Annotated in this window: 22 protein-coding genes; 6 read left to right on the forward strand and 16 right to left on the reverse strand. The window is 73.9% G+C overall.

Annotation, left to right across the window (positions count from 1 at the left end):
• Positions 1–285: 285 nt before the first annotated feature.
• Positions 286–1,542, reverse strand: a complete 1,257-nt coding sequence (locus AC6EXY_RS22160) for a cytochrome P450 (protein WP_101829910.1) — start codon at positions 1,540–1,542, stop codon at positions 286–288.
• A gap of 230 nt (positions 1,543–1,772) precedes the next feature.
• Between AC6EXY_RS22160 and AC6EXY_RS22165 the strand changes: the two genes are divergently transcribed.
• Both AC6EXY_RS22165 and AC6EXY_RS22170 read left to right on the forward strand, forming a co-directional pair.
• On the forward strand, positions 1,773–2,381 hold the full coding sequence (locus AC6EXY_RS22165) for a hypothetical protein (RefSeq protein WP_499817970.1): 609 nt from the start codon (positions 1,773–1,775) through the stop codon (positions 2,379–2,381).
• Positions 2,348–3,676, forward strand: coding sequence for a hypothetical protein (locus tag AC6EXY_RS22170; RefSeq protein ID WP_499817971.1), 1,329 nt, complete (start codon positions 2,348–2,350; stop codon positions 3,674–3,676). Before AC6EXY_RS22165 ends, AC6EXY_RS22170 begins: the two co-directional genes overlap by 34 nt.
• 26 nt (positions 3,677–3,702) lie before the next feature.
• On the opposite strand, the gene AC6EXY_RS22175 is transcribed toward AC6EXY_RS22170, so the two are convergent.
• Positions 3,703–5,835, reverse strand: coding sequence for a tetratricopeptide repeat protein (locus AC6EXY_RS22175; protein WP_165818195.1), 2,133 nt, complete (start codon positions 5,833–5,835; stop codon positions 3,703–3,705).
• Between the two features lie 222 nt (positions 5,836–6,057).
• On the opposite strand from AC6EXY_RS22175, the gene AC6EXY_RS22180 reads away from it, so the two are divergent.
• The gene (locus AC6EXY_RS22180) at positions 6,058–7,317 is read left to right on the forward strand and encodes an MFS transporter (RefSeq protein ID WP_499817972.1); all 1,260 of its coding nucleotides are present in this window, start codon (positions 6,058–6,060) and stop codon (positions 7,315–7,317) included.
• A 421-nt stretch (positions 7,318–7,738) separates the two neighbouring features.
• Positions 7,739–8,449: a PASTA domain-containing protein gene (locus AC6EXY_RS22185; RefSeq protein WP_101831735.1), complete on the forward strand. Its 711-nt coding sequence runs from the start codon at positions 7,739–7,741 to the stop codon at positions 8,447–8,449.
• Positions 8,450–8,480: 31 nt separating this feature from the next.
• On the opposite strand, the gene nudC is transcribed toward AC6EXY_RS22185, so the two are convergent.
• Entirely contained in the window at positions 8,481–9,542 is a 1,062-nt protein-coding gene (gene nudC / locus AC6EXY_RS22190; protein ID WP_499817973.1) for an NAD(+) diphosphatase, read from the reverse strand.
• Positions 9,543–9,859: 317 nt separating this feature from the next.
• Here nudC and AC6EXY_RS22195 point away from each other — a divergent pair, with 317 nt between their 5' ends.
• Positions 9,860–11,257 (forward strand): cation:proton antiporter, encoded by a 1,398-nt coding sequence (locus AC6EXY_RS22195; protein WP_243407474.1) that lies wholly within the window; start codon positions 9,860–9,862, stop codon positions 11,255–11,257.
• A 30-nt stretch (positions 11,258–11,287) separates the two neighbouring features.
• On the opposite strand, the gene AC6EXY_RS22200 is transcribed toward AC6EXY_RS22195, so the two are convergent.
• Complete coding sequence (locus AC6EXY_RS22200; RefSeq protein ID WP_101831737.1) at positions 11,288–12,073, reverse strand: enoyl-CoA hydratase/isomerase family protein; 786 nt, start codon at positions 12,071–12,073, stop codon at positions 11,288–11,290.
• Between the two features lie 175 nt (positions 12,074–12,248).
• On the opposite strand from AC6EXY_RS22200, the gene AC6EXY_RS22205 reads away from it, so the two are divergent.
• Entirely contained in the window at positions 12,249–12,719 is a 471-nt protein-coding gene (locus AC6EXY_RS22205; protein ID WP_101831738.1) for an NUDIX domain-containing protein, read from the forward strand.
• Between the two features lie 298 nt (positions 12,720–13,017).
• Here the strand turns inward: AC6EXY_RS22205 and AC6EXY_RS22210 are convergent, their stop codons facing one another.
• The 12 genes from AC6EXY_RS22210 to AC6EXY_RS22265 form a co-directional block, all read right to left on the reverse strand.
• The gene (locus AC6EXY_RS22210) at positions 13,018–13,512 is read right to left on the reverse strand and encodes an allophanate hydrolase-related protein (RefSeq protein ID WP_207770285.1); all 495 of its coding nucleotides are present in this window, start codon (positions 13,510–13,512) and stop codon (positions 13,018–13,020) included.
• Positions 13,509–14,216, reverse strand: coding sequence for a GntR family transcriptional regulator (locus tag AC6EXY_RS22215; RefSeq protein WP_207770286.1), 708 nt, complete (start codon positions 14,214–14,216; stop codon positions 13,509–13,511). Before AC6EXY_RS22215 ends, AC6EXY_RS22210 begins: the two co-directional genes overlap by 4 nt.
• A complete protein-coding gene (locus AC6EXY_RS22220; RefSeq protein ID WP_115537944.1) occupies positions 14,213–15,139 on the reverse strand; it encodes a hypothetical protein in 927 nt (308 codons plus the stop codon). The genes AC6EXY_RS22215 and AC6EXY_RS22220 overlap by 4 nt, the downstream gene beginning before the upstream one ends.
• Positions 15,140–15,170: 31 nt before the next feature.
• Positions 15,171–16,661 carry an allantoinase AllB gene (allB, locus tag AC6EXY_RS22225; RefSeq protein ID WP_207770287.1) on the reverse strand — a complete coding sequence of 497 codons (1,491 nt, stop codon included), beginning with the start codon at positions 16,659–16,661 and terminating at the stop codon, positions 15,171–15,173.
• Positions 16,662–16,756: 95 nt separating this feature from the next.
• Positions 16,757–18,301, reverse strand: a complete 1,545-nt coding sequence (locus tag AC6EXY_RS22230; RefSeq protein WP_101831741.1) for an aldehyde dehydrogenase family protein — start codon at positions 18,299–18,301, stop codon at positions 16,757–16,759.
• On the reverse strand, positions 18,283–19,776 hold the full coding sequence (locus tag AC6EXY_RS22235; RefSeq protein ID WP_499817974.1) for a M20 family metallopeptidase: 1,494 nt from the start codon (positions 19,774–19,776) through the stop codon (positions 18,283–18,285). Before AC6EXY_RS22235 ends, AC6EXY_RS22230 begins: the two co-directional genes overlap by 19 nt.
• The gene (locus AC6EXY_RS22240) at positions 19,773–20,651 is read right to left on the reverse strand and encodes an ABC transporter permease (protein WP_499817975.1); all 879 of its coding nucleotides are present in this window, start codon (positions 20,649–20,651) and stop codon (positions 19,773–19,775) included. Before AC6EXY_RS22240 ends, AC6EXY_RS22235 begins: the two co-directional genes overlap by 4 nt.
• Positions 20,648–21,490: an ABC transporter permease family protein gene (locus AC6EXY_RS22245; protein ID WP_101833760.1), complete on the reverse strand. Its 843-nt coding sequence runs from the start codon at positions 21,488–21,490 to the stop codon at positions 20,648–20,650. Before AC6EXY_RS22245 ends, AC6EXY_RS22240 begins: the two co-directional genes overlap by 4 nt.
• Positions 21,487–22,311, reverse strand: a complete 825-nt coding sequence (locus AC6EXY_RS22250) for an ABC transporter ATP-binding protein (RefSeq protein WP_101833758.1) — start codon at positions 22,309–22,311, stop codon at positions 21,487–21,489. Before AC6EXY_RS22250 ends, AC6EXY_RS22245 begins: the two co-directional genes overlap by 4 nt.
• Positions 22,308–23,675 carry an amidohydrolase family protein gene (locus AC6EXY_RS22255; RefSeq protein WP_499817976.1) on the reverse strand — a complete coding sequence of 456 codons (1,368 nt, stop codon included), beginning with the start codon at positions 23,673–23,675 and terminating at the stop codon, positions 22,308–22,310. The genes AC6EXY_RS22250 and AC6EXY_RS22255 overlap by 4 nt, the downstream gene beginning before the upstream one ends.
• Positions 23,676–23,688: 13 nt before the next feature.
• Entirely contained in the window at positions 23,689–24,750 is a 1,062-nt protein-coding gene (locus tag AC6EXY_RS22260) for an ABC transporter substrate-binding protein (RefSeq protein ID WP_165818676.1), read from the reverse strand.
• Positions 24,751–24,763: 13 nt separating this feature from the next.
• On the reverse strand, positions 24,764–25,747 hold the full coding sequence (locus AC6EXY_RS22265; protein WP_133150901.1) for a 2OG-Fe(II) oxygenase family protein: 984 nt from the start codon (positions 25,745–25,747) through the stop codon (positions 24,764–24,766).
• Positions 25,748–25,862: the final 115 nt, after the last annotated feature.

The following is a 25,862-nucleotide window of genomic DNA, read 5'->3' on the forward strand; positions in this document are numbered from 1 at the left end:
CCGGAACGTTCATCAAAGCCTCCCGTTTACACGATGCCGGCCCGCTCGGGCCTGGCCCGGAACGCATGGCTCTTCCGTAGGCGGCCGACCTTCGCTCTCGGGTGACACCGGGGACGTCCCACGATCACCTGCCGATAGCACGGCGAATATGCGGCCATTTGTCGCCACCACGCGCTGGACAACAATGCACATAGCGGGCCGATGGCGTCAACAGGTCAGCCGACCGCCCCCGGCGGCGCGAGGGCCGCCGGGGTCCCGCGCCGCGTCAGGGCGGGTGATCGGTTCTCAGCGGGCGCGAAGGCGCACGGGGAGGGACGTCGGGCCGGCGAGGGCATCGGCGGGGCCGCTCCAGGTGATCTCGCCGGCGATCTCGACGTCGTCCACGCGGGCGGCGAGCACGCCGAGGGCCTCCTCCATCTCCGTGCGGGCGAGGCTGTTGCCGATGCAGACGTGCCGGCCGCGGCCGAAGGCGAGGTGCGCCTGGCGATCGTCGCGGTCGGGATCGAAGTCGTCGGGCCGGTCGAAGGCCGCCGGATCGCGGTTGGCGGCGTACGCGTTCACCACCATCGGAGTGCCGGCGGGAATCGCCAGACCATCGGCCTCAAGGTCCACCTCGGGCACCCGCAGCTCCCACGGCACCGCCGGCGCGTAGCGCAGCGACTCCGTGACCGCGCGGCGGGCGAAGGCGCCGTCATCGCGCAGCCGCGCCCAGCCGCCGGGGCGGGCGGCAAGCTGGTGCACGCAGCTCGCCAGCTGGAGCTTGGTGGTGTCGTGGCCGCCCATGATGACGTTGATGATGTTGGCGACGAGTTCCTCGCGAGACAGGCGGTCCAGGCTTTCCTGTGCCTCGATCAGCGCGCTGACGAGATCATTCCCGGGGTCCTTCGACCGCTGCTCGACCAGATCGTTGACGTAGCCGCCCAGATCCCGGATCGCCTGTTCGAGCCGCGGCAGCTCGGGCGCCAGGGGCACCGCCGCCAGCGCGTTCATCTCGGCGCTGGAATGCACGAAGCGCGGAATGTCGTCCACCGGAACGCCGACGAGGCGGGCGAGTACCTCGATCGGATACCAGTAGGAGAAGTCGGCGACGAGGTCCGCGGTCTCCGCGGCCAGCAGCCGGTCGGCGGCCCGCTCGGCGACCTCGCGCATCATCGCCCGCTGCTGGTCGACCGACCGCAGGCTGAACGCCCGTTCCATCACCGACCGGATCCGCCGGTGCCGGTCGCCCTCGATCCAGGCGAGCAGCCCGTTGTCGATGTAGTCGACGACCAGCGGGGTCGCACCCTCGCTGAGGTAGTAGTCGCGCATCGACGACCGGGTGCGCGGCGCCGCCAGCAGCTGCTTCGCCCGCTCGTAGGTCAGCACCTCGATGCCGCGCACGCTGCGGGCGAGACCGCCCCTGGCGCGCAGGCGCCGCACCGTCCCCGCCGGATCGGCCGCGTACTCGTCCCCGAACAGGTCCAGCTCGGGGAGGTCGTCCGTGTCCAGCGGACCGGCAGCCGCCCGGGCTGACCCCACCACGCCGGCTAAGTCGTCCGTCATCGCGCCCCGCTCCCTCCACCGTGAGCTACCCACGGTGTCTGACCTGCTCGGATGTTTCCACCCGCATGCTTTCCCGTCCGTCGGCGACGGGTCAACGGCTGCCCGTCGCAACCAGGCCCGCCGACCGCGGCGGCCGCTGTCCGACGGGCACTGTCGGACGGGCACTGTCGGACGGGCACTGTCCGGCGCACACGCCCTGCTGCCGGCGGACCCGCGCGCGTCGGATTTCGGTGCTTTTCAGCGCGCACGCCGCCCTTGCGGCGATAGATTTGGTGATCGGCGGAATGGCGGCGGCGCGGCGCGACGGGGACGGCGCAGGCGCGGCGGGGAGGGGCTCCGGCATCGGTCAGCGGTGGCTGCGGGCACTCCTTGGACCGGAGGCGGAATCCCGATCGACCCGCGCAGCTTCACGCACAGCGCTGATAGTCGTCCATACGGTCACCGCGCTGACGCGTCTGATGGACGTCCTGCCGGCCTTTCTCGGCGACGGCCGGGTGCGGCTGCTGTTCACCGTGATCGACGGTTCGCCGTTCTCGACCGGCGCGGACGAGTTCCTCGCCGACCTCGGCGCGCGGGTGATTCCCTGGGAACACGCCGTCACGCACCGGTTCGACCTGGCTGTCGCCGCCGGGCGCAGCGGCCCGCTACATAAGATCCGCGCACCACTGATGGTTATTCCCCATGGCGCGGGATACAATAAATTCAAACAGGAAACAGGAAACAGGAAACAGGAAACAGGAAACAGGTTTACGGGTTCGCTCCTGATCAGCTCCTGCATGAGGGACGACTGGTACCGCGCGCCGTCGTGCTCTCCCACGCCGAGCAGTTCGCCCGGCTGAGCCGCAGCTGCCCCGAGGCACTTCCGGCCGCCGTCGTCGGCGGCGATCCCTGCTTCGACCGCATCCTGGCCAGTCGGCACCGCCGCCGCGAGTTCCGCGGCGCGCTCGGCGTCGATCCTGGCCAGAAGCTCGTCGTCCTGACGTCGACCTGGGGACGCGGCTCGCTGCTCGCCCGGGCGGCGGAGCTGCCGGCGCGACTGCTCGCCGAGCTGCCGGTGGACGAGTACCGAGTGGTCGCGGCGATCCATCCCAACGTCTGGGACTGGCACGGTGCGCTGGAGGTTCGCGGCTGGCTGGCCGAGGCCGCCCGGGCGGGGCTGGCGGTCCTGCCGCCGCGGGAGGGCTGGCGGGCCGCGCTCGTCGCCGCCGACCTCGCCATCGGCGATCACGGGTCGGTCGGCGTGTACGCGGCGGCGATCGACCGGCCGGTCCTGCTCGCCGCCGGCGATCCCGCCGAGCTGGATCCGGCCGGCTCGACGGCGCGGCTGCTGGCGCTCGCGCCCACCCTGCGCCCGGCCTTCCCGCTGCGACGGCAGGTCGACGACGCGATCAGCGGCCACACCTCCGGTCGCTACGCCGAGCTCGCCGCGGGCACCTTCGCGCTGCCCGGCGAGTCCCTGGCGACACTGCGCCGCCTGCTGTACGGCCTGCTTGACCTCCCGGAGCCGGCCACACCTGCCCGGGCCCGCGCGCTGGATCCCCCGACGGCCGACGGTGCGCCGCCCACCGCCGTCTGGGTGACGACCACGGTCCTGTCGCCCGCCGCGGAGCCAGCCATGGGGCCAGCCGCAGAGCCAGCCGCGGCGTCAGCGGCGGTGGCGGTCCATCGCCGGCCGGCGGTCGCCGACGTGCCGTGGTACGTCGATCCGCCCGGCACCGACCGGCATCTCGCCGTGGACATCGCCGACACGGATCCGCGTCTGCTCGAAAGCGCCGACGTCCTGCTGCGCGGCGTCGCGACGCCCGGCTACCCCGCCGCCGAGTGGACGGCCGACGTCCTCACGGACCATCCGGGCTGCCGCCTCGCCGCCGACGTGACCATCCCGGGCCGCCTCGCGCTGCGCCCACGCGGCGGCCCCGTCCTCGAGTTCCGCCACCTCCCGCCGACGCCCGCGGCATCGGTGCTGGCCTCGGCGGCGTACGCGTGGATCGCCGACGGTCGCCCCCTCGCCGGGCTGGTCGACGCCGGGGTGGAGATCCGCCTGGGCAGCCGACTCCTGCGCATCCGCGGCGCCGCCCCATCCGACGACGCCACCCCATCCAACGATGCCAAGGCCGGGACCAGGACCGCCTAGGTCGCACCGGCTCTGTTCGGGCGGGGTCAGGACGGGGCGGGGCTGTCGCCGCCGGTGAAGCCGTCGTCCAGCTGCCGTCGCACCCGATCGGCGAGCGGGCTGCCCACCGCGGCGAAGGTCTCGAACGCCTCACGCAGGCAGGATTCCCAGCGGTGCGCGTCGCCGGCCCGGGACGCGACCACGGCCCGAGCCCGCAGGACGAGCGCGACCTGGAACGGGATCGCGCGGCGGCGCATGATGACCTCCGCCTCGCGCAGCACCCCGTCGGCTGGCCCGTCCTCGCGCAGGTCCAGCAGCGCCTCGCCGAAGCTGAGCAGCACCCGACCTCGATTGTGCTCATCGCCGATGGCGGTGAACCCGTCGAGCGCGTCCCGCAGGACCCGCGCCGCCTCCTCGGCTCGTCCCGCGGCACGCAGCGCCCGACCCAGGTGATGGGACTGCAGCGCGACGCCGCGGGCGTTGCCGATCTCCAGGTTGATCTCGCGAGCCCGCTCGAACAGCGCGATCGCCGAGGAGTACACGCCCTGTTCGAGGTACGCCCGCCCGCTGAACTCGAGGACCGACGCCTCCATCCGGCGATCGGCGGCGCCGCGGCTGCACGGCAGCGCCGCGTCGAACTGCGCGTGCGCCTGCTCGTAGCGGCCCTGCTCGTAGAACGCCCGACCCAGCAGGCTGCGCATCCGCGCCTCGGCCGCGGCGTCACCGAGACGGACCGCGGCCTCCACCGCCAGCTCGCACACCTCGGCCCAGTCGCCGTAGCGCTTGCGGTTGAGGAAGTACGCCCACATCGCGTCGGCCAGGAGCACCACGACCAGGTCCCAGCGACGCCGCGCGGCCGCCCGCACGGCACCCAGCAGGGCAGCCCAGTTCGCCTCGAACCACCGCAGTGCCTCGGCCGCCGAGCCGAACGACGGTGCCGGCGGGGCGACGGTCTCGTCCCACCAGGGTTCCGCCGGCGGCGGATACTCCACGAGCCGCATCCGCGACCCGATCACCGCCCGATCGGCGAGCATCGCGTGCCGCAGGTAGACGCCGACCATCCGACCCAGCGCGCTGTCGCGGTCCGCAGGCTCGTCCTCCAGCTCCGCGCGGCGCCGCGCGTGCGACTGGACCAGGTCGGACACCTGGTAGCGACCCTCGACGTCCTCGTCCGCCCCAATCAGGTGCGCGAGCACGAGTTCGGAGTCGAGCACGGTGCGGACACCGGCGAGCGGCCGTCGAAGGCCCGCGGCCAGCACCCCCGCGTCGCAGGAGGTCCCCGGGTGCACGCCCAGCATCCGGTAGACGGTGCGAACGCCCTCCGGAAGCCGCCAGTACGCGCCCTCCAAGGTGACCTCGATCACACGCTCCCCGCTGTCCCCCACGAAGTAGTCGAGTCGCCGATCGATGTCACGTGTCTGGTCGGCGATGGTCGACACGCGGCGCGTCTGGTGCATCTGCCGGTCCACGCCGACCAGTTCCAGCAGCAGCGGCAGGCCACCGCAGTACCGGATGACCTCGGCGGCGGCCTCGGGCTCGCGCCGCAGCCAGTCCGGGCCGGCGTACTCGCCGATCAACTCGGCGCTGTGCACGTCACTGAGCGGCCCGAGGACGATCTCCCGCCCACCAGCCCGGACCAGGGCGGGGAACCGCCGGGCACTGACCACGATCACGACGCAGCCCGCGAGCAGCGGCAGCGCGTCCCGAACGCTCAACGCCTGCGCGGCCGAGAGCACGCCATCGAGCACGATCACCAGCCGCCGCCCGGCGATCCGCCGGGCGAGCATGCCCGCGAGTCGGTCGCGCCGGCCCGCCGGCCGATGACCGGCCCCACCGGGGTCGCGTCGTTCCCGTTCGTCGGACCCGCCAGCGGCATACGGGTCGCCGCCGAGCGCCGCGATGATCCGTTCCAGCAGCTCGGTGACGTCGACGGCGTCGCGCTGCGCCAGGTCGGCGAGGTCGAGGCGAAACTGGCCGCCGTCGAACCGGTCGCCGATGTCGGGGACCCATCGCAGGACCGCCTGCGACTTGCCGACCCCCTGAGGGCCGCTCACCACGATCAGGAGCGGACCACGCTCGTCGCGGGACCAGTCGACGAGCTCGAGGAAGGCGGCACGCTCCTGGAACCGGTTGACGAACACCGGCCTGGGCGCGTCCAGCCGCAGCAGCGCGTCAGACACGTCGACCCACCCCACGAAACCGCATCCTGCGCAGCCGCCCTGCTGCGGAACGTGACAACACGGGATCAACCTAGCCGATCGGACGCCGTCCGGTCCCGCTCTCGGCCTAGCCGATCGGACGCCGGTCCGGTCCCGCTCTCGGCCGTGGTCGAGATACCTACCGGCAACACGTCTACTTCGCCTCTTCTCGTGGCCGCAGCCGTCGGGGGCGACCTAGCGTCGATGGACGTGACCGTCGTCGACACCTCCACTGCGCCCGCCCTGCTGTCGCCCGGGTCTGCGGCGCTGCGCCGGCTGCAGGTGGCGATGGTCGCGGCGGGGCTCGCGGCGTTCGCGATGCTGTACTCGACGCAGGCGTCGCTGCCGCAGATCGCGGCCACGTTCGGCGTCGACGCGACGCTCGCGAGCCTGACCGTCTCGGTGACGACCGGCGCGCTGGCGATCTCGGTGCTGCCGACGTCGACGCTGGCCGAACGGCTCGGCCGGGTCCCGGTGATGATCGCCGGGCTGGTGGTGGGCTGCGTCTGCGTGGGCCTCGGCGCCGCCGCGCCGAACCTGCCGTTGTTCCTGCTGGCACGGGCGCTGGCGGGGGTGTCGCTGTCGTCGGTCGTCGCGGTGGCGATGGGGCACATCGGCGAGCAGGTCCGCCCGGACGCCGCGGCGCCGGCGATCGGCATGTACGTCTCGGCGACGTCCCTGGGCGGGCTGCTCGGCCGGCTCGTTCCCGCCGGGCTGGACGCCCATGGCGGCTGGCGGGTGTCCATCGCGACCATCGCCGCCGTCGGCGCCGGGTGTACCGCGGTGTTCGCCGTGGTCATGCCGCGCGGCCGCGCCGGCGCCAGCGCCAGCGGGCGCCGAGGCCGCGGTCAGGTGATCCGCCGGCATCTGCGCGACCCAGGGATACTGCGCCTGTGCGGGGTCGGCATGGTCGAGATGGGCGGATTCGTCGCCACCTACAACTACCTGACCTACCGGCTCACCGGCGCGCCGTTCCGGCTGTCGAGCACCGCCGTGGGCCTCGTCTTCTGCGCCTACCTGGCCGGGACGGTGACCTCGACCGCCGCCGGCCGGCTGGCCGTACGCGTCGGGCGGCGGCCGGTGCTGCTCGGCGCCGTCGCGACCGGGCTGGCCGGGCTCGCCCTCACCCTGCCGGACGACCTCGGCTGCGTCCTGGCCGGACTGGTCGTGTTCACCGCCGGCTTCTTCGCGGCGCACGCGGTCGCCAGCGGCTGGGTCGGCGCCCGGGCGGGCACCGGGCGATCCGAGGCGTCGGCACTGTACCTGCTGGGCTACTACCTGGGTTCCAGCGTCGGCGGCACGCTGATCGGCCTGGCCTGGACCGCGGCCGGCTGGCCCGCGACCGTCGCCTGCGTCGCCGCCACCCAGCTCGCCGCCGCCCTGCTCGCCCCCCGTACCGAACCGCTTGACACGCCCCCCGCCATCCCCACCGCCCGCGCCCAGACAGCCGCCACCGAGCCCTAGATCGCGTGGGTGGCTGTGCCCAGGGTGCTCTGCGGGAGACAGCGCCGCGCTGCGGGTACCGGGGGTGCGGTTACCGGGGGTGCGGTGCTCGGTGCGGTGCCGGGGTGGTCTTGGGGAGCTCTCTCGGCCTGACTTCTCGCACGGGGGACGTGCGTGCGGGGACACGTGCGGGGAACAGCGGCACCGTGTCGCGAACACCTGGTTCGGTGTCCGGTTTGCCCCAGAGTTCGCGACACACACGGCCACAAGGCTGCCAGGATCACTCGGCGACGAGGATCCGCGAAGATCACGATGCGACACGCACCCCGACTCCGTCACGACCCCCGCCCGTCACCCCCTTGTCCCCCACATGTGATTGACAGATAGCAGACAGTAGCCTGCCTCGGCTGGCGTGATCCGATCAGCAGGGGGGAAAAGGATCATGAGCTACGACCATGGAGGCGACTATCGTCGCCCCCGCGCGGACCCGGGCCGGTTTGACGGTCATCGCGGATATGACGACCGCCGCGGATATGACGACCGTCATGGCCGTGACGACGGATATGACAGCCACGGGCGCCGGGACGGCGGATGGGATCGCCACGAGTACGGCGAGCGTCGCGGATACGGGCCCGCCGCGTACGACGCCGATCCCCAGGTCGCGGCGGCGCCCGGCGGCAGACCCGGCCCCGGTGGGCCGCCGGAGAAGCGGGGCCTCTCCCGCAGGACCACGGTGGGAATCGGGGTCGCGGTGGCGGTCCTTCTGCTCGGCATCGGTGCCGCGCTGGGCGGAGGCGGGACCTCCGCGCCGACCGCGGCCCCCGCCGCCACCGCCAACGCGCTCGCCGAGGGCACCTCGTCCCTCGCTCCGGTGGCGGACGCTGGCGCGGTAGTCCCGGCCTCGCCCGCCACGCCGACGCCGGCACCCACCCGAGCAATCCCGAACGTGGTCGGCATGAACCATCAGACCGCCCAGGACACGCTGCAGGCCGCCGGCTTCTACCGGCTCACCGAACGGGATGGCACCGGCCAGGGGCGAGCGCTCATCTGGGACCGCAACTGGCACGTCATCGCCCAGTCACCGCCAGCGGGGACAGTGATCAGTACGGACGGGGAGATCACCCTGACGTCCAAGAAGTACACGGACGGCTGATTCACGGGATGCCGGCGCCGCGACGGGGAGGTCAGCCGGCGGCGACCCAGGAATCGATCATGTTCCGGGCGATCGAGATCGGGCCGGGGAGCCGCACCGGAACGGCCTCACCGAGCGCCTCGCCCCGACCCGACAAGCCGGAGGAGCCGGTCGAGGCGGACGACACGGTCGAGGCGGACGAGCCGCCGGTCGAGCCGGCGGCACCGGGTGAGGCGCGCCAGTCGCCGCGGGCCAGCGCCGTCCGCAGGTCGTCGCGGGTGAGCCACATGGCCTCGCAGATCTCGGTCTCGTCCAGGCGCAGCGGCTGCTCGGGATCCGCGACCGCGTGATAACCGATCATGAGGGAGCGCGGGAACGGCCAGGCCTGGCTGCCGAGATAGCGGATGTCGGTCACGTCGATGCCGACCTCCTCGGCGATCTCCCGGGCGACGCAGGCCTCCAGGGACTCGCCGGCCTCGACGAAGCCGGCGAGCACCGAGAACCGGCCCGCTGGCCAGTTGCGGTGGCGGCCGAGCAGCATCCGGTCCGCGCCGTCGTGCACGAGGACGATCACCGCCGGATCGGTGCGCGGATACTCCTCGTGCGACTCGGCCTCGCACACCCTCGCCCAGCCGGCGTTGATGAGACGGGTCGGGGACCCGTCCCGGGCGCAGAAGCGGGCGCGCTCATGCCAGCCGAGCAGGGCGACGGCCGCGGCCAGCAGGGCGCTGTCGTGCGGGCCGAGCTCGGCGCCCACCACGGCCAGGTTCGACCACCGCACGGCCGGGTCGTCGCCCACCGCGGCCCGCTCCCGCTCGCCGCGCACCGCCCAGTGGGCGATGCCGTCGACCTCGCCGAGCAGCAGCGCGTCCGCGGGCGGCGCCCCGGCGAGCTCGGCGCCCACCCGCGTCCACAGCCAGGGGCCGGCCGGCGCCTCGGCCGTCGGCGGCGGGTCGGGCCAGACGACGGGGGCACGCCCCTCGTCGTCGACGACGATCACGCGGGCCGTCGCCCAACCCTCCTTCTGCCGGTCGGGATCCTGGCGCTGCGGCTCGTCGCGCACCAGGGCGGCCCCGGCGAAGGTCGGCGTACGAACCAGCCCGAAATCAGTCACGAGGCGCATCCTCCACATACCCGGCATTCAACAGCGACAGGGACATCCCTCGGCCACGTTACGGCGGACGTCGGGCGTTTCCGAAGGCCGGCCACGGACGCCGACGTGACCGACCCGCGATCGTCCGGTGGAGTGACGACTCCGGACCACCGGTCCCCGCAACCGCCCGCGAGGATTGTTGCCCGCTGCCATACTTCCTACGGAAACTCACCCGGCCGCCACGTGCCTCCAGCACATGCTTTCCGGCACCGCGCCGCACCCGCGGCGCCGCGGCCATCCGGGACTGTCCCGCCCGCGCGGGAACGGAGGTTCAGGACGTGCCTGGTGATGTCCCCGCTGGCACACCCGCGGGCTTACTGGCCGCCGCGGGCACGCCGATGCCCGCGATCGCGCCGCACGCGATGCTCGTGTTCCTGCTCGCGGTCACCTCGCTTCTCGCCGGCGCGCTGCTGCTCGGGCGGCTCGCCCAGCGGCTCGGCCTGCCCGCGATCGTCGGCGAGCTGGCCACCGGGATCCTGGTGGGACCCTCGGTGTTCGCCCAGCTGGCACCCGAGGCGGCGCACTGGCTGTTCCCCCCCGACCCGAACCAGTTCCATCTGGTGGAGGCCGTCGGCCAGATCGGCGTGATCCTGTTCGTCGGTATGACCGGAACCGAGATGGACGTTCCCGCGATCCTGCGCCGAGGGCGGGCTGCGGCGCAGGTCAGCCTCGGCGGGCTGATCGTCCCGCTGGGCCTCGGCGTGGCTACCGGGCTGCTGCTGCCGGCGGGGCTGCTGTCCGGCGACGTCGACGACTGGGTGTTCGCGCTGTTCCTCGGCGTCGCGATGGCCGTCAGCGCCATCCCGGTGATCGCGCGGATCCTCGTCGACCTGGGCCTGCTGCACAGTCGGGTGGGCCAGATGACGCTGGCCGCGGGCACGGTCGACGACGCGGTCGGCTGGCTGCTGCTGTCGGTGGTGTCGGCGCTGGCGACGACCGGGGTGCGTACGGGTGACGTGTTGACGTCCGTGGTGTCCGTCCTGGGGACGGTGGTCGTCGCGGGCCTCGTCGGCGGGCCGGTGGCCGAGGTCGTGTTGCGCCAGGCTGGGCGGCGGCGGGCCGCGGGCGACTCGCCGGCGTCGGCGGTCAGCCTGGCCTGCGTCGTGATGATCCTCGGGGCTGCCGCCGCGACCCAGGCGCTGCGACTGGAGGCGATCTTCGGCGCGTTCATCGCGGGCATGGTGATCGGATCGCGCCGTTCCTTCGACCCACGCCTCGTCGCACCGGTACGGCTGGTGGTGACGGGCGTCCTGGCACCGTTGTTCTTCGCCACCGCGGGCTTGCGGGTCGACCTCACCCAGCTGCGCCGGCCCAGCGTCCTCGCGGCCGGCGCGGTCGTCCTCGCGGTCGCCGTGACGGGCAAGTTCCTCGGCGCCTACCTGGGCGCGCGGGCCAGCCACCTCGGCCGGTGGGAGGCGCTGGCGCTCGGCGCCGGGATGAACGCCCGCGGCGTCGTCGAGGTCGTCGTCGCCGGCACGGGGCTGCGCCTCGGTGTCATCGATTCCGCCGGCTACACGGTGGTGGTGCTGGTCGCGGTCGCCACATCGATCATGGCACCACCCCTGCTGCGCTGGACGGTCGCCCGCGGCGCCCTCGCCGACCCGCACGACCACCCGACCGACGCCACCGTGCCACCCGCGCAGCGCAACGAGGGCGCCACCATTCCCGCGCCCTAGGCTGACCGTCCGCGCGCTCGCGGGGATATCTCAGACGAACTTCGGGGCGCGCTTGTCGACGAAAGCGGCGACACCCTCGCGGCCGTCGCCGACCGCGCAGGCCGAGATGCCGCGCCCCTCCAGCTCCAGATGCGTCTCCAGACCATGGTCGAATGTCGACAGCAGCAGCTGGCGGACGGTGCGGTAGGAGTTCTTCGGCCCCGCGGCGAGGCGCTGGGCGAGCGCCGTCGCCTCCGCGTCCAGCTCGGCGGCGGGCAGAACCTGGGTGACCAGGCCCCACTCCAGCGCCTCCGGGGCGCGCAGGGTGCGGTTGGTGAAGATCAGCTCCTGGGTGCGGCGCAGCCCGATCAGCCGCGGCAGCGCGTACGTCGTGCCACCGTCCGGGCTGAGCCCGACGTTCGTGTAGGCCAGCGTGAAACTCGCCGAGTCGGCGGCGAGCACCAGGTCACCCATGATCGCGAGACCGATGCCGGCGCCCGCGACCGTCCCGTTCACGGCGACGACCAGCGGGGCGTCCATCCGGGCGAAGCTCGTGACGGCCTGGTGCAGGTCGTCGGCGAGCTTCTTCATCTCCAGGTCGGCACGCTCGCCGTAGCCCGCCATCTCCTTCACGTCCCCGCCGGCGCAGAAGAACCGGCCGGAGCCGGTCAGCAGCACCGCCCGCACGGACGGGTCGCTCGCGACGTCCCGCGCCACCTGGGCCAGCTCGGCGCCCATCTCCTGGTTCACGCAGTTCGCGGCGTCGGGACGGTCAAGGGTGATGCGCGCCACCGCACCGTCCCGCGCGAGCGTCAGCGTGCGGAACTGGGGGCTCATCGGCGTCTCCGTTCGCAGGGGTTCGCTACACCTTTACCAGCATCGGGCCGCCGCTGCCCCGGCTGGCCGGCCACGCAGGCCCGATGCACATATCGGACGGTCGCGGTCCAGGTGACGCCCCCGAGCCGGCGCAGCGCGCGTCGAGTGACGCCCCCGCACCGGTAGCGTTGCGGCCATGGCGCCGTCACTCGACGACATCGTGGCCCGGTCGAGAAAGGCGGTCGCCGCCGGCTGCCTGCTGCGAGACGAGGCCGGCCGGGTGCTGCTGGTCGAGCCCACCTACAAACCGAACTGGGACGTTCCGGGCGGCATCGCCGAGCCGGGCGAGTCCCCGCGGTACACCGCCCAGCGTGAGCTCGGCGAGGAGCTGGGGCTGGAGCTGCCCGTCGGCAGGTTGCTGTGCGTCGACCACCTCGCCGCGACGCCGCGCCGGGCGGACGCGCTGCGCTTCCTGTTCGCCGTGGACGGCCCGCCCGTCCAGATCGACGCGCTGGCCCTGCAGACCGCCGAGATCCGCTCGGCACGGTACTGCACGCCGGGCGAGGTCGCCGCACGGGCCTCGGCGCGCCTCGCCCGCCGCATCGCCGCCTGCCTCACCGCGCCCCGCCTGCCCGTCTACCTCGAGGACGGCGCCCCCACCCTCTGACGCGTCGCGCCGCCGGCGCGTTGACCACGATCGCCGACTTCCCGCCCGCGTGCGTGGCCGCTCTCCTGGGCCGCGCCTAGAGTTGTGATCTTCGGCAGTGTCGTCGTCGCACCGCCGGTCGTGGCCGCGTTCTGGCATGATCGCGGCGGCCCGTGTCGCATAATCTGGGCAGATCGGACACGTCACGTCGAATCAGCGACACGGGGCCGCTGTCCCACGCAGGTTCTTCCCGCCCGAGGCGTGTTCGTGGGGGGTTCCTCGCGAGGTCGGCCCCGAAGATCACAGCTCCACACGCGAGCTAGCGCGGCGGGGGGCCGAGGTCGGCGAGATAGCCGAGCCAGCCGGCGGCATGGCGGATCTCGGTCCGGCCGGCCAGCGTGCCGGCGCGGGCGCGCATGCTCAGTGAACCGCTGCCGTCAGCCAGTTCGATGACAGTCAGCTCCAGCTCCGGCGGCTCCAGCGGCAGCAGCTCGTCGAGCAGGACCGCGTAGCTGACCTCGTAAAGCTCGCCGGGTACCGCGTACCCGCCGACCTCGACGGGTTCCAGGCCGGGGAACTCGTCGTCGAACGACCAGAACCGGTAGCGCGGCGCGGTGTGGACGCGGCCGAGGAAACGCGCCGCGGCAAGCGGGCCGTGGATCGACCCGCCGCTCATCGCCTGCCCGTTGACGAACATCCGCACCGGCCCGGCACCCAGCCCACCACCGGAGACGCCGCCGGACGCTGGCACGACATCCGCTGGCACGACATCCGCGGTCATGACGTCCGGGGCCGCGGTGGGGACGACGTTCACGACCGCCCCCGTTCGGCCGGCGCGGTCAGGCCGGCTGGTTCGGCGGTTTGGCCACGCTCGAGGCCGTGGGCGGCGCCGCGGACCGCATGGGCGAGGACCGCGGCGACGGCATGTTCCTCGTCCCCGCTCGCCAGCGCCGCGAGCAGGTCGCGGTGCTGCTCGACGGGCTCGTACCCGGCCTGCTGGACGTAGTCGTCGGTCGGGTAGAGAAACGCCTGCGACTCCAGGAAGGTCGAGGTGCGGTCGCTGAACGCGGCCCGGTTGATGGCCATGTGCAGGTCCAGATGGGCCATGGCGAACACGGAGCTGCCGACGCCGCCGCCGCGCAGAGCCTGCTCCAGCGGGACCAGCCGGGCGTGCAGCGCGTCCCAGTCGACCTCGGCGGCCTGCCTGCTGATCAGCCGGGCGACGACCTCGTCGAACGCCACCCGCAGCAGATGCATCTCGGCGCGTTCCCGCGGCCCGACCGCGCACACCTCCAGGTGGCCGCGCCGGATCCGGACCACCAGACCCTCGCTGGTCAGCCGCTGCAGGGCCTCCCGGACCGGGGTGCGGCTGACGGCGAGATCCGCCGCGATCCGGTCCTCCACCAGCCGGCTGCCCGGAGCGAGCTCGCCCATCATCACCGCCTGGCGCAGGTAGCGGTACACCCGGCCGCGGGCGGTGCCGTCGGCAGCGGGCCGGACGGAGGGGTCGGCGCTCACGCGTCCTCCAGTGTCAGGGTCTCGCGGGCCAGAGCGGCCCGACAGGCGTGGGTGGCGCGTTGCATGAGGGTGCCGGAACTGACCGTGCAGCCGGCCCGCAGCGCCCGCGCCTGCAGGTCGGAAAGCCGGTTGTTGAGGTCGAAGAAGGCACCGCCCGGGGCGAGCAGATCGTCGAACGAAAAGGCGAACGGGGCTGTCTCCGACTCGCGGGTCTCTCCCCACGTCGTCGAATTGATCAGTATGGCAGGCGCCTGACCGTCGAGCAGGCCGGTCAGCTCGGCGGCGGGCACGGCCAGCGCCCCGGCCGCCGCCGCCAGCTCCTGGGCCGCCGCGTCCGCGCGAGCGCTGATCACCAGCTCGGTGCCGGGCCAGGCACGACGGAGGCCCAGCGCGACCGAACGCGCCGACGCGCCCGCGCCCAGCAGCACGATCCGCCCCGGTTCCCGGCCGGCGGCGAGTAGTTCGAGCACCACCTGCGCCGCCCACGAGTTCGTGTTGACGCCGAGCAGTCCACGCGGGCCGCGCAGCACCGTGTCGACCACCCCGGTGGTCACCGCCGCCGGGCTCAGCGCGGTGAGCTGGACCGCGACGGCCTGCTTCCACGGTGAGAGGACGACGGCGAGCCGCCAGCCGGGGTCCGCGGCGAGCGCGGCGGGATCGGCGACGTGCCGTGCGGCGCCGAGGACGAGGCCGGCGTCGGCGATCGCCCGGGCGAGCATCGGGCTCGCGACGGCGTGCGCCGCGGTGGTCCCGATCGCGCCGATGTCCAGCCGACCCCCGCCGCTTTCCGCCGCGGTCAGGTCGCGGCCGACCTCGGCGGCGAGGCAGCCGCGGACCGCCGCCCGGATCGGGTCGACACCGGCGGGCGGGCCGGCGGGCCAGATCGGCCCGGCGGCCGCGGCGTCCCAGCGCGGCGTGGTCATGTCGTCCCCGGATGGGCGGTGGCGGTGGCGATCATGCGGAGACCAGGGGCGTGGGCAGCCCGGCCCGTCCGGGCGAGGCTGCGTCCCCCGTCCGCGGTCCCGTCCCGGCAGAGCCCGAGGCCGTGCCGGTGGGGCCGGTCTCCTGGTCCGAACGGGCGAGGTCGTCGCCGCCGGGCAGCGGGCGGGGGGTGAGCTGTCGGCCGGTTGGGTCGCCCACCGCCCGGCCGTCCTCGGCGATCAGCTCGCCGCGCAGGTAGGTGGCCCGCACGGCGCCGACGGTCGGCCAGCCAGCGTAGGGCGTGACGGGGTGGCGCGAGTGCAGGTGGCCGGGGTCGACCTCGCCGGCCGCGGTCGGGTCGACGAGGACGAGGTCGGCGTCCGCACCGATGCCGAGATGACCCTTGCGGTCGTCGATCCGCCAGGTACGGGCGGGCGTGTGGCAGCACAACCGGACCAGGTCGGGCAGCGACAGCCGTCCCCGGTGCACCTCGGTCAGCAGCAACGGCAGCATCGTCTCGACGCCGATGAACCCGCCGTGCGCCGCCCAGACGTCGGTCTCGGCCTGCTCGTCGGCGGTGTGCGGGGCGTGGTCGGTGGCGATCAGGTCGACGTCACCGGCGGCGATGCCCTGCCACAGGGCCGCGACATCGGTGGCCGGGCGGATGGGCGGGTTCAGTTTGACCAGGTTGCCGTGCCGGTCGTAGGCGCTGTCGTCGAGCAGCAGGTGGGCGACGAGGACCTCGACGGTGAGCCGGTGCCCGAGCATGCGCATCAACCGGACGCGGTCGAGCCCCGCCGCCGTCGACAGGTGATGGATGTGCAGCTGGGCGCCGGCGTCGCTGGCCAGCGTGATGATCCTGGTGACGGCCTCGACCTCGACGACGGCGGGCCGGCAGGCGAGGTGCGCGCGGGGGTCGGTGCGCCCGCTGGCGCGCAGTTCGCGGCCGAGCCGGCGCAGCAGCGCGTCGTTCTCGGCGTGCACGCCGACGACGAGCCCGGCCGCGGCGGCGGCGCGCAGGCCCGCGTGGATCGCGCCGTCGTCGGGGCACGGGTTGTCGCCGGTGGTCTGACCCATGAACAGCTTGAGCCCCATCGCGCCGGCGGCCGCCAGCGCGGCGATCTCGTCGGCGTTGTCCTGGCCGAGCATGCCGTACAGGCCGAAGTCGACGTGCGCCTTCGGGGCGACGAGCGCCAGCTTCTCGGTGAAGCCGGCGGCCGTCGCGACCGGCGGCAGCGTGTTCGGCATGTCGACGACGGTGGTGACCCCGCCGGCGGCGGCCGCACGGGTGCCGCTGCGGAAGTCCTCCTTGCGGGTCATCCCGGGCTCGCGCAGGTGAACGTGCACGTCGACGAGCCCGGGCAGCACGACCAGGCCCGTGGCGTCGACCTCTCGCCGCCCGGGAGACAGGCCTGTTCCGGCGGCCACCACCTGGCCCGCGCGGATGCCCAGATCCTGGCGGGTGGCCCGATCGGCGGAGACGACCGTCCCGCCGCGGATGACCAGGTCGAAGTCGGTGGTCAAGGGAAGCTCCTTGTGGAATGTCGGCCGGCGGCTCATGGGTTGCCGGCCCGGTCGGGGGATGCGGACCCAGCCGGGGGATGCGGGCGCTGGCCCGATCAGGCGGGCAGCTGCAGCGATTTCACCTCGGTGAGCTCCGCCAGTCCCTCCCGGCCGTGCTCGCGGCCGTTGCCGGACTCCCGCACCCCGCCATAGGGCGCGGCCAGGTTGAACGCTCCGCCGTTGACGACCACCTGCCCCGCGTTGAGCCGCCGGGCGACGGCGATCGACCGGTCAAGGTCCGCACTCCAGACAGCGGCGGTCAGGCCATACCGGGTCCCGTTGGCGACCGCGACCATGTCGTCGACGTTGTCGCAGGCCAGGATGGTCAGCACCGGGCCGAAGATCTCCTCCTGGGCGAGCCGGTGGCCGGCGGCCACGTCGGTGAAGACGGTCGGCCGGAGGTAGTAGCCGCCGTGATGGCTGGCCGGCAGCCCCTCCGGCAGTCCGAGCCCGCCGCGCAGCAGACGCAGCCCCGAGCTCAGCCCGTCGGCGATGAACCCGCTCACCCGCGCCTGCTGGGCGGCGCTCACCACCGGGCCGAGACCGGTGCCGGCTGCGCGCGGCGGTCCGACGACGGTGCGGTCGACGATCTCGGCGACTCGCTCCTCGACCTCCGCCAGCAGTGCGCGTGGCACGATCAGGCGGCTCTGCGCCCCGCACACCTGACCGTTGTTGAACAGGCAGCTGCCGAGCACGCCGGGCAGCGCCTCGTCCAGCGACGCGTCGGGCAGCAGCAGCGCCGGGTTCTTGCCGCCCAGTTCCAGCACGCTGCGGGTGATGGTGGTCGCGGTGGTGGCGAGGATGCTCCGGCCCACCTCCCGCGAACCGGTGAAGCTGATCATGTCGACGTCGGGGTGGGCGACCAGCGCCGCGCCGACCTCGGGGCCGGTGCCGCCGACGACGTTGACGACGCCCGGCGGCAGCCCCACCTGCGCGAGCAGCCGGGTGGCAGCCCAGGCGGCCAGCGACTTGATCTCGGACGGCTTGATCACGACGGTGTTGCCGAGGGCGATCGCCGATGAGATCTTGCTGACCAGCATGTGTAGCGGGAAGTTCCAGGCGGTGATCGCCGCGACCACGCCGGCCGGCTCCCGCACGACGAGCGACGTGCCCTCCCTGCGGGGGGTGAGCACCGCCTCGGCAAGCTCCCCCAGATGCTCCAGGCAACCGACGGCTCGTCCCACGTGCACACGGCGGGCGAACTCGGGTATCAGTCCGAGCTCGTCGACGACCAGTTCAGTGAGGGCGTCCGCGGCGGCGGCGAGCCGTTCCCGCCAGGCGTCGAGGTAGCGCATCCGCTCGGCGAGTGGTCGGGCCGCCCAGCCGGGCGCGGCGGCGCGGGCGGCGGCCAGTGCCCGGGCGACGGTCGCCGGGCCGGCATGCCCGGTGACGCCGATCAGCTCGCCGGTGGCCGGATCGTGCACGGGCGTGCCCCCCGACCGGGCCCCCTCCACGAGCACCCCGTCGACGTAGTGCCCGGTGACGGTTGGCCCGCTGGCGACGGAGAGGCCAGCGGCTGGAGCGTCCATGGGCCGAACGGGCGACGGCGCGCCGGGGCTGGCTGCGGCCGGGTCGGCGACGGTCAGGCCGGGTGTGGGCACGATGCTCCTCCAGAACGGCGGGGGTCCGCCGAGACAGCGACAGCGGCCGGGGCGGCGGGGACGTGGCCCGCGGCAGCGGCGGGGACAACGGCCGGCGCGGGGGTGGGAACGGACACCGGGGGGTCGATCATCGGAACGCCGAGGTCGACGACCTCCACCTCGCGGGCCAGCGCCCGGCGGTGGTCACGCTCGGCGGGCGTCCCGGCGGCCAGGTAGTGCGCGGCGTGCCGGGTTCCAGCGGCGAGCAGCGCGCCGGCCAGGGCGTGCGCGCCGTCGGCGAGCAGCAGCCGGGCGCTCGGCGAGGCCGCCGCGGCGGTGAAGGCCGGCTCGTGGTTGCCGCTGCCGCCGGTGTCGAGGCGCAGCATCGGCTGGATGGTGGGGACGAGCCACGACAGGTTCCCGACGTCGGTGCTCGCCGCCCGCCCGGACGGCGGGGTGTACGTCTGGTCCGTTCCGGCCAGGTCGGCGTCGGCGAGGCCGGGTCCGGTCAGGTAGGACAGGTCGGCGTCGGCGAAGCGGTGGCAGGAGCGGGCGAACAGCAGCGAGAGCAGCCGGTCGTAGCGGATCTCGGCGAAGCGGGGCAGCGCGCGTTCGATGGTCGTCTCGCAGCCGGTCGCGAGCCCACCGGCGCGCAGGCAGTCCCCCACCCGGGCGGTCACATCGTCGAGCGTGGCCACGTCGGCAGCGCGGATCTTCACCGTCATCGCCGCCCGCTCGGGGATGATGTTCACCGCCTCGCCCGCCTGGGTGACCAGCGTGTGGACGCGCACGGTGGCCGGTAGCTGCTGGCGCAGCAGCCCGATCGCGACGTTCGCCACGGTGATCGCGTCGTAGGCGTTGCGGCCGCGCTCGGGAAACGAGGAGGCGTGCGCGGGATGCCCGTGATAACGGACGGTGAGAGTGTCATTCGCCAGCGTCGCGGGGCACAGCTCGTCCCGGTTGGCCGGATGGATCTGCGCGGCCAGGTGGATGTCGTCGAAGACACCGGCCTCGGCCAGGTAGATCTTCCCGCCGGCGTTCTCCTCGGCGGGGCAGCCGACGACGACCACCCGCAGGCCGGCCTCGGCCGCGACGGGGGCAAGCGCGGCGGCGGCGGCGATCGCCATGGCGCCGATGAGGTTGTGCCCGCAGGCGTGGCCGATGCCGGGCAGGGCGTCGTACTCGGCGGTGAGCGCGACGGTCAGCGGGCCGGTGCCGTACTCGGCGCGGAACGCGGTCGGCATCCCGGCAAGACCGCGGGTCACCGCGAAGCCCCGCTCCTCGAGCGCCGCGGTGAGCAGCCCGGCGGCGTGGAACTCGACGAGGCCGAGCTCGGGCCGGGCGTGCACCGCCTGGGCCAGCTCCCACCAGCGCCGTTCGTGCGCGGCGAGGTGGTGGTCGACCCGTGCCAGCAGCTCCGCCGGCGGTGCGAGGGTGTCCTCCCCGCGGGTCTGGCCCGCCAGTACGGACGGTCCGGATGTCGACGGTGCGGTCATCGGCGTCCTCCCTCGGTTCCGGTGCTGGGCACCACCGCGTAGCCCAGGTGGGCGGCCCACGCGACGAGCAGGGAGGGCAGTCCGTAGGCGGCGAGGCCCAGCAGCGCGGCGACGACGCTGGTCGCCCACAGCAGGTCGGTGTCCCGGTTCGCCAGCGCGGACGTCATCAGCTCGCCGACGCCGCCGAGACCGGACAGCCATTCGGCGAGCAGCGCCGCGAGCACCGCCATCGGCGCGGCGACGCGCAGCCCGACGAGCAGGCTGCCGACCGCGCTCGGCAGGGCGCCGAGCCGCAGCCGGCACGAGAAGGACGTGGCATAGAGGTCCTGCAGCTCGCTTACCTCGGCGGGCACGGCCGCGAAGCCGTCCAGGGCGGCGATCAGCAGCGTGAACACGGTCACCACGACGACGCAGGCCACCGACGTGCCGAGACCATGCCCGGTGACCAGGGTGAACAGCGGCGCGACGCCGACGATCGGCAGGGTGCGCACCAGCAGCGCGTAGGCGGTCAACGGCGTACGGATGATCGGCCAGCGTAGCGCCGCGACGGCGAGCAGTAGCGCGAGCGCCGCCGACGCGGCGAGCCCGAGCACGGCGCCCTGCGCGGTCACCCAGATCCGGCTCAGCAGCAGGCCGGCGTGGGAACCGATGGCGCCGGCGGTGTCCGCCGGGGACGCGACCTGGTAGCGCGGCACGTCACCGATCGTGATCGCGAGCTGCCAGGCCACTACCAGCGCGACGAGCACCCCGGCAACGCTCAGCGGCGTGCCGTACCGCCGGGCCGACCCGGCGGGACGGGCGGGGCGGGCGGGGCGGGCGGGGCGCGGGCTGGTCCGCTCAGGCCGGGCCGATCGGGCCATGCCAGTGGTCGTCACCGCACCCTCCGACGGAGCGGGGCCATGATCGCGGCCGCGATGGCGAACAGACCGAGGGCCGCCGCCGCGGCGACCAACAGCGAGGCCCACAGCAGCGCCGGCTGGTAGCTGAACAGCGCGTTGACCATCACCTGGCCGAGACCGCGGGTGCCGGTCGCCCCCGACCACTCGGCGACGATCGCGCCGACGAAGCAGGCCGGCAGCATCGCCCGCAGGCCGAGGTCGAGCACGGGCACGGTGTGCCAGAAGCCGACGTGCCGCCACCAGCGCAGCCGGGGAGTGGCGTAGAGAGCACCGAGGTCCTCCCGGCCGCGGGCCGCCGCGACCGCCGCGCCGACCAGCATCGCGGCCACCGGCACCAGGCCGGAGAGCACGGTGACCGTGGTGACCAGCCGGGCTCCTCGCGTGATCACCAGGGCGAGCGCGGGCGTCACGGCGATCAGCGGCAGCGAGCCGACCACCACCGACAGCCCGCCGAGCGCCGTGGCGATCGCCGGGATGACCGCCACGACCATCATCCCGAGTACGGTGACGGCGAGCAGGATGACGGCGCCGGTGACGGTCGCGCTCAGCGTCGGGCGTGCGTTGTACCAGATCATCGACCATTCGTCGTGCAGCGTGCGGACGGTGTCGACCGGGCCGACGAAGCCCGGGCCGAGCCAGCCGGTCGCGGCGAGCACCGCCCAGGCACCGGGCAGCGCCGCGATCGCCACGGCCGTCACCACCGCCCGGGTGAGCGGTGATCCCCCGATCGGGCCAGCGGCGACGGCGACGGGGGACGCACCGCCCGCACGGGCCAGGCGCCCCGGCCTGACCCACCGCTGCGAGGTGAGGGTCATCGTCCGGCCTCCAGCTCCTCGCGCACGGCCCGGCAGCGGGCCGAGAACTCCGGGGTGTCCCGCGCCGCCCGGCGCTGCGACCGCGGCTGCGGCACGTCCAGGACGGCGCGCACCGCGCACGGCCGGCGCCCCAGCACGACGACGACGTCCGCGAGCAGCACCGCCTCGTCCACGGAGTGGGTGACCAACAGGCAGGTCGTGCCCGTGTCGGACAGGATCCGCAGCAGCTCCAGGTTCAGGTCCGAGCGGGTGATCTCGTCGAGCGCGCCGAACGGCTCGTCGAGCAGCAGGACCTCGGGCCGCGTCGCCAGCGCGCGGGCGAGGGCGACCCGTTGACGCATCCCGCCCGACAGCTCCCGCGGGCGCCGGTCGGCCCACTCGGTGAGCCCGGTGATCTCCAGCAGGTGGTCGGTCCAGGCCCGGTCCTTCGGCAGACCGGCCAGGTCGAACGGCAGCTCGATGTTGCGGCGCACCGTGCGCCACGACAGCAGCCCCGGATCCTGGAAGGCGAACCCCGCCCGCCGCTGCGCGCGCAGCCGCGCCGGGGTCACTCCGCCGACGTCGATGCTGCCGGTGTCGGGTTCGAGCAGCCCCGCCACCAGCCGCAGCAACGTCGACTTCCCGCAGCCCGACGGGCCGACGAGCACGCCCATCCCGCCGCGGGGCACGTCGAAGCTCACCCTGTCGACCGCGGGCAGGGCACCGCGCCGGCCCCGGTAGCCGTAGCTGACGGCCTGGATGCGCAGTCCCCCGTCTGTTGGGGCGGATGGGTCGGCCGCGCCCGTGGCGGGCGCCGCGAGCTGGGCTGGTGCCGGGTTCATGCGGGGACCTCCCGGGAAGCGGGTGTGCATGGGCCGGTTGGGTCAGGGCGGGGGTGGGCGCGGCGGCCGGCCACCCAGACCTCCCGCACCTGGGCGGGGCCGGCGGCCGCGGTGAGGATGTCGGCGAGCGGCCAGGCCGGATGGCCGAGCAGATGCCGCCACGGGCCGACGTCGACCAGGGCGAAGTCGGCGGGACCGCCCTGCGCCGGCGAGGCGGGCGCCGCCGATCCGAGCGCCGCGCGGGCGCCGGCCGCGGCGAGGGCGAGGGCGTCGGCGCCGGGAACCCGGCGGCGCGTCTGGCCCTGCCACAGGCCGCGGGCGAGCCGCAGCTCGGCCCAACCGTCGTGATCGTCGGACAGGGCCAGCCCGTCCAGGCCAAGGCCGACCCGGCCCATCCGGGCGACCGCTCTGGCCACCGGGGCGACGCCGGAGGCCAGGCGCAGGTTGGACGACGCGTTGAGGACGAGCGTCACCCCGCGGGCGTCGAGCAGCGCCAGCTCGTCGTCGCGAAGGTGGGTGCCGTGGGCGACGGTGGTCAGGGGGCTGAGCACGCCGAGCCGGTCCAGCGCGGGCAGCAGCCCGTCCGGGTAGACACGGTCGGCCCAGTGGCGCTGGCCCGGGCTTTCCAGCAGGTGCAGGTGCAGCCGCCGGCCGGTCTCGGCGCTGTGCGCGGCGAGCCGGGCGAGGGTGTCCTCGGCGACCCACTGCGGGCCGACCGGCCCGAGCTGCACCTCGCAGCCGACCCCCTCGACCCGCGCGGCCACCCGCTCCGCGGCGGCGATCACCGTCTCGGTCGCCGCCCGCCCGGCACCCGGCGCCGTCCGGGACCGCCCGGCCGGGTCCTCCATCGTGTCGTGCACCGGGTAGACGACCGCGGCCCGGATGCCCGCCGCCGCCGCGGCGTGGGCCGCGGCGAGCACCTCGCCCTCGACGTCCGATGTCTGCGGGTTCACGCACAGGACGGCGGCGCCGATCCCGGCGCGCAGCATCGCGGCGGCCGCGAGGCCGACGAGCTCGTCCTGGCCGCACCGCCGGACCGGCCGGGACAGCAGCGGCAGCCACTCCTCCAGCGGGGCGTCCGGGATGCCGGCGTCGACCGTGCCCGCCCCGCGACCGTGGTCATGACCGTTACACAGCAGTGGGACCAGGACGAGCGCCGGTTCGCCGCCGTCGCCGTGCGCGTCGGCGCAGGGCGAGGCCGGGCCGGGCCCGGTCAGCGGCCGCAACGACGTGATCACGCCGCCGTCGACGGTGAGTCGCCAACGGCCCACGGCACCGCCGGTCGCGAGGAACGGGTCGTCCAGGCGGCCGACCACCGTCCACTGGCCGCGGTCGACACCGGTCCCGGCGCTCGTCGAGATCATCCGGACGCGCTCCCTACGCGCCGGCGCCGGTGAGGATGGTGTCGGTCATGACCTTGGAGTAGTCCACCGGCTTGGTGATCAGCCCCGCCGTCCTGTACAGCTCGTAGACGGCTGCGAAGGACGACTGCTGAATCCACATCAGACCGTGGTCCTTCGCCGCGCCGCCGTTGATGAGCGGCACCGCGGCCTTCGCGGACACCTTCTCGTCGGCGAGCACCGCGCCCGATTCGTTGTGGTACTGGTCGTAGGTGTACTGAGCGATCTCCTCGGGATGGGCGACGAAGTACTCCCAGCCCTTGCGGTCGGCGCGCAGCCAGCGCGTCATGAGGTCCTTCTTGCCGGACAGTGTGGCCGCCTTGGCGAACAGCGCGTTGCCGTAGTCCGGGTTACCCAGGTCGGAGAAGTAGATGATCTTCACGTCGTTGCCGGCCTGCTGCAGCGACAGGCCCTGCTGGGTGCCGTACCCGATGTAGGCGTCGACCTGCTTGGAGGTCAGGATGCTCGGGTCGGTGCCGACCGGCAGCATCTTCACCGAGGTCGGGTCCACGCCGGCCCGGGTCAGCATCGCCGTCAGCAGGGGGCGTTCCGTGGTCGGCAGACCGACCTTCTTCCCGGCCAGCGCGGACAGCGTCGGCACCGGGTTGCTGCCGAGCGACATCAGCGCGTTCGGCGTCATCTGGTAGATGGTGGCGAACGCCTGCACCGGAATGCCCTTGCTGACCGCCAGCATGATGTCGGAGCCGTTGGCGTCACCGATGTCGGCCTGACCGCTGGACACCACCGAGACGGGATCGATGTTCGGGCCGCCGGACAGGAACTTCGCGTCGATGCCCTCGGCGGTGAAGTAGCCGTTCTTCAGAGCCGCGAAATGCCCACCGAACTGGGCGAGCTTCTTCCAGCCGAGCTGGCAGGTGACGGTCGTCAGGCCGCTGGACGTCGCCGACGCGCTGGTCGTGTCGCTGTCGTCGTCGGAACCGCAGGCCGCGATCACCGGCGCGGCGGCGAGCAGCGCGCCGCCGCCGAACATGCCGCGCAGCAGCGTCCGCCGACTGGCGGTGGAGTCGAGCACACTCATGGGGTTTGTCCTCTCAGGACGGGACGCGCTGCATGCGTTTGCGGGCGTGCACCCAGGCTCCGACATCGATCGGCCCGGGTGCGGTCGTGCCCGGGCTGACGCGGAAGGGCTCGAGGACCAGCGCGTCGTGCGGGCGGAAGAAGAAGGGGATGGACAGCCGGTCGCGGGCGAGGGTCGCCTCGGTCGGACGCACCTCGTGCGGTACCGCCCACCAGTCGTCGCCGGTGAGGAAGGTGAGCAGTTCGCCGATGTTGACGACGAACTCGCCGGGTGCGGGCACGACGTCGTGCCAGGCACCGGAGCGGTCCCGCATCACCAGGCCACCGGGGCCGGGCGGGTCCTGCAGCAGGATCGTGAACAGGGTGAGGTCCGAGTGCACCGCGTTGCGCATCCGCACCTCGGCGCCGGCGGGCTGCGCCGGGTAGTGGTTGGCGGCGAGGTCGGCCCAGTTGTCGTGGGCCATCGCGGCCCAGCGGGCGGACTCGACGCCCATCGCGGCGGCCAGCGCGAGCCCGAGCTGGGCAGCGGCGTGCTGCATCGCCGCGTAGAACCGGTGCCAGACGAGGACGAAGCCGGGCAGGTCGGCCGGCCACAGCGAGCAGTCCGCGAGCGCCGCCTCGACCAGCTCCGACTCTCGCCGCCCGCCGTCACCATCGACGAGCCCGGCGCCGGCGGCGAGGGTGGCGCTCACCCGCGGGCCGATGTGGAACATCTCCTTGTCGTCGGATTGGCCGTACTCGTTGCGGTTGTCGGCGCCGCGCCAGCCGACGTACTGGTCGTCGGGATCACGCAGCTCCCGCTTCACCGCCAGGGGCAGGGCGAACAGTGCCCGGGTGCGCTCGAGCAACTCGGGCGGCAGGCCGGCGGGCAGCGCGAGGTCGGTGAGCCGGAAGACGCCCTGTTCCCGGCAGGTCCGGTCGAGCTCGCCGAGCATGGTCGACCGGCCGTCCCGGGCCGCCTCGACAAGATCCGGCAGCGCGAATCCGGGAACACCCACCCCGACCACCTCCTGGCTTTGGATCCGAACTTGGATCCGAACGCTAGGAGCAGCTCGTTTCGGACAGGTCACGTGTCGCCGGACGTCTCGTTACGGCACCGCGGCCGCGCCGGGG

It is taken from the genome of Frankia sp. RB5 (genome assembly GCF_059816245.1).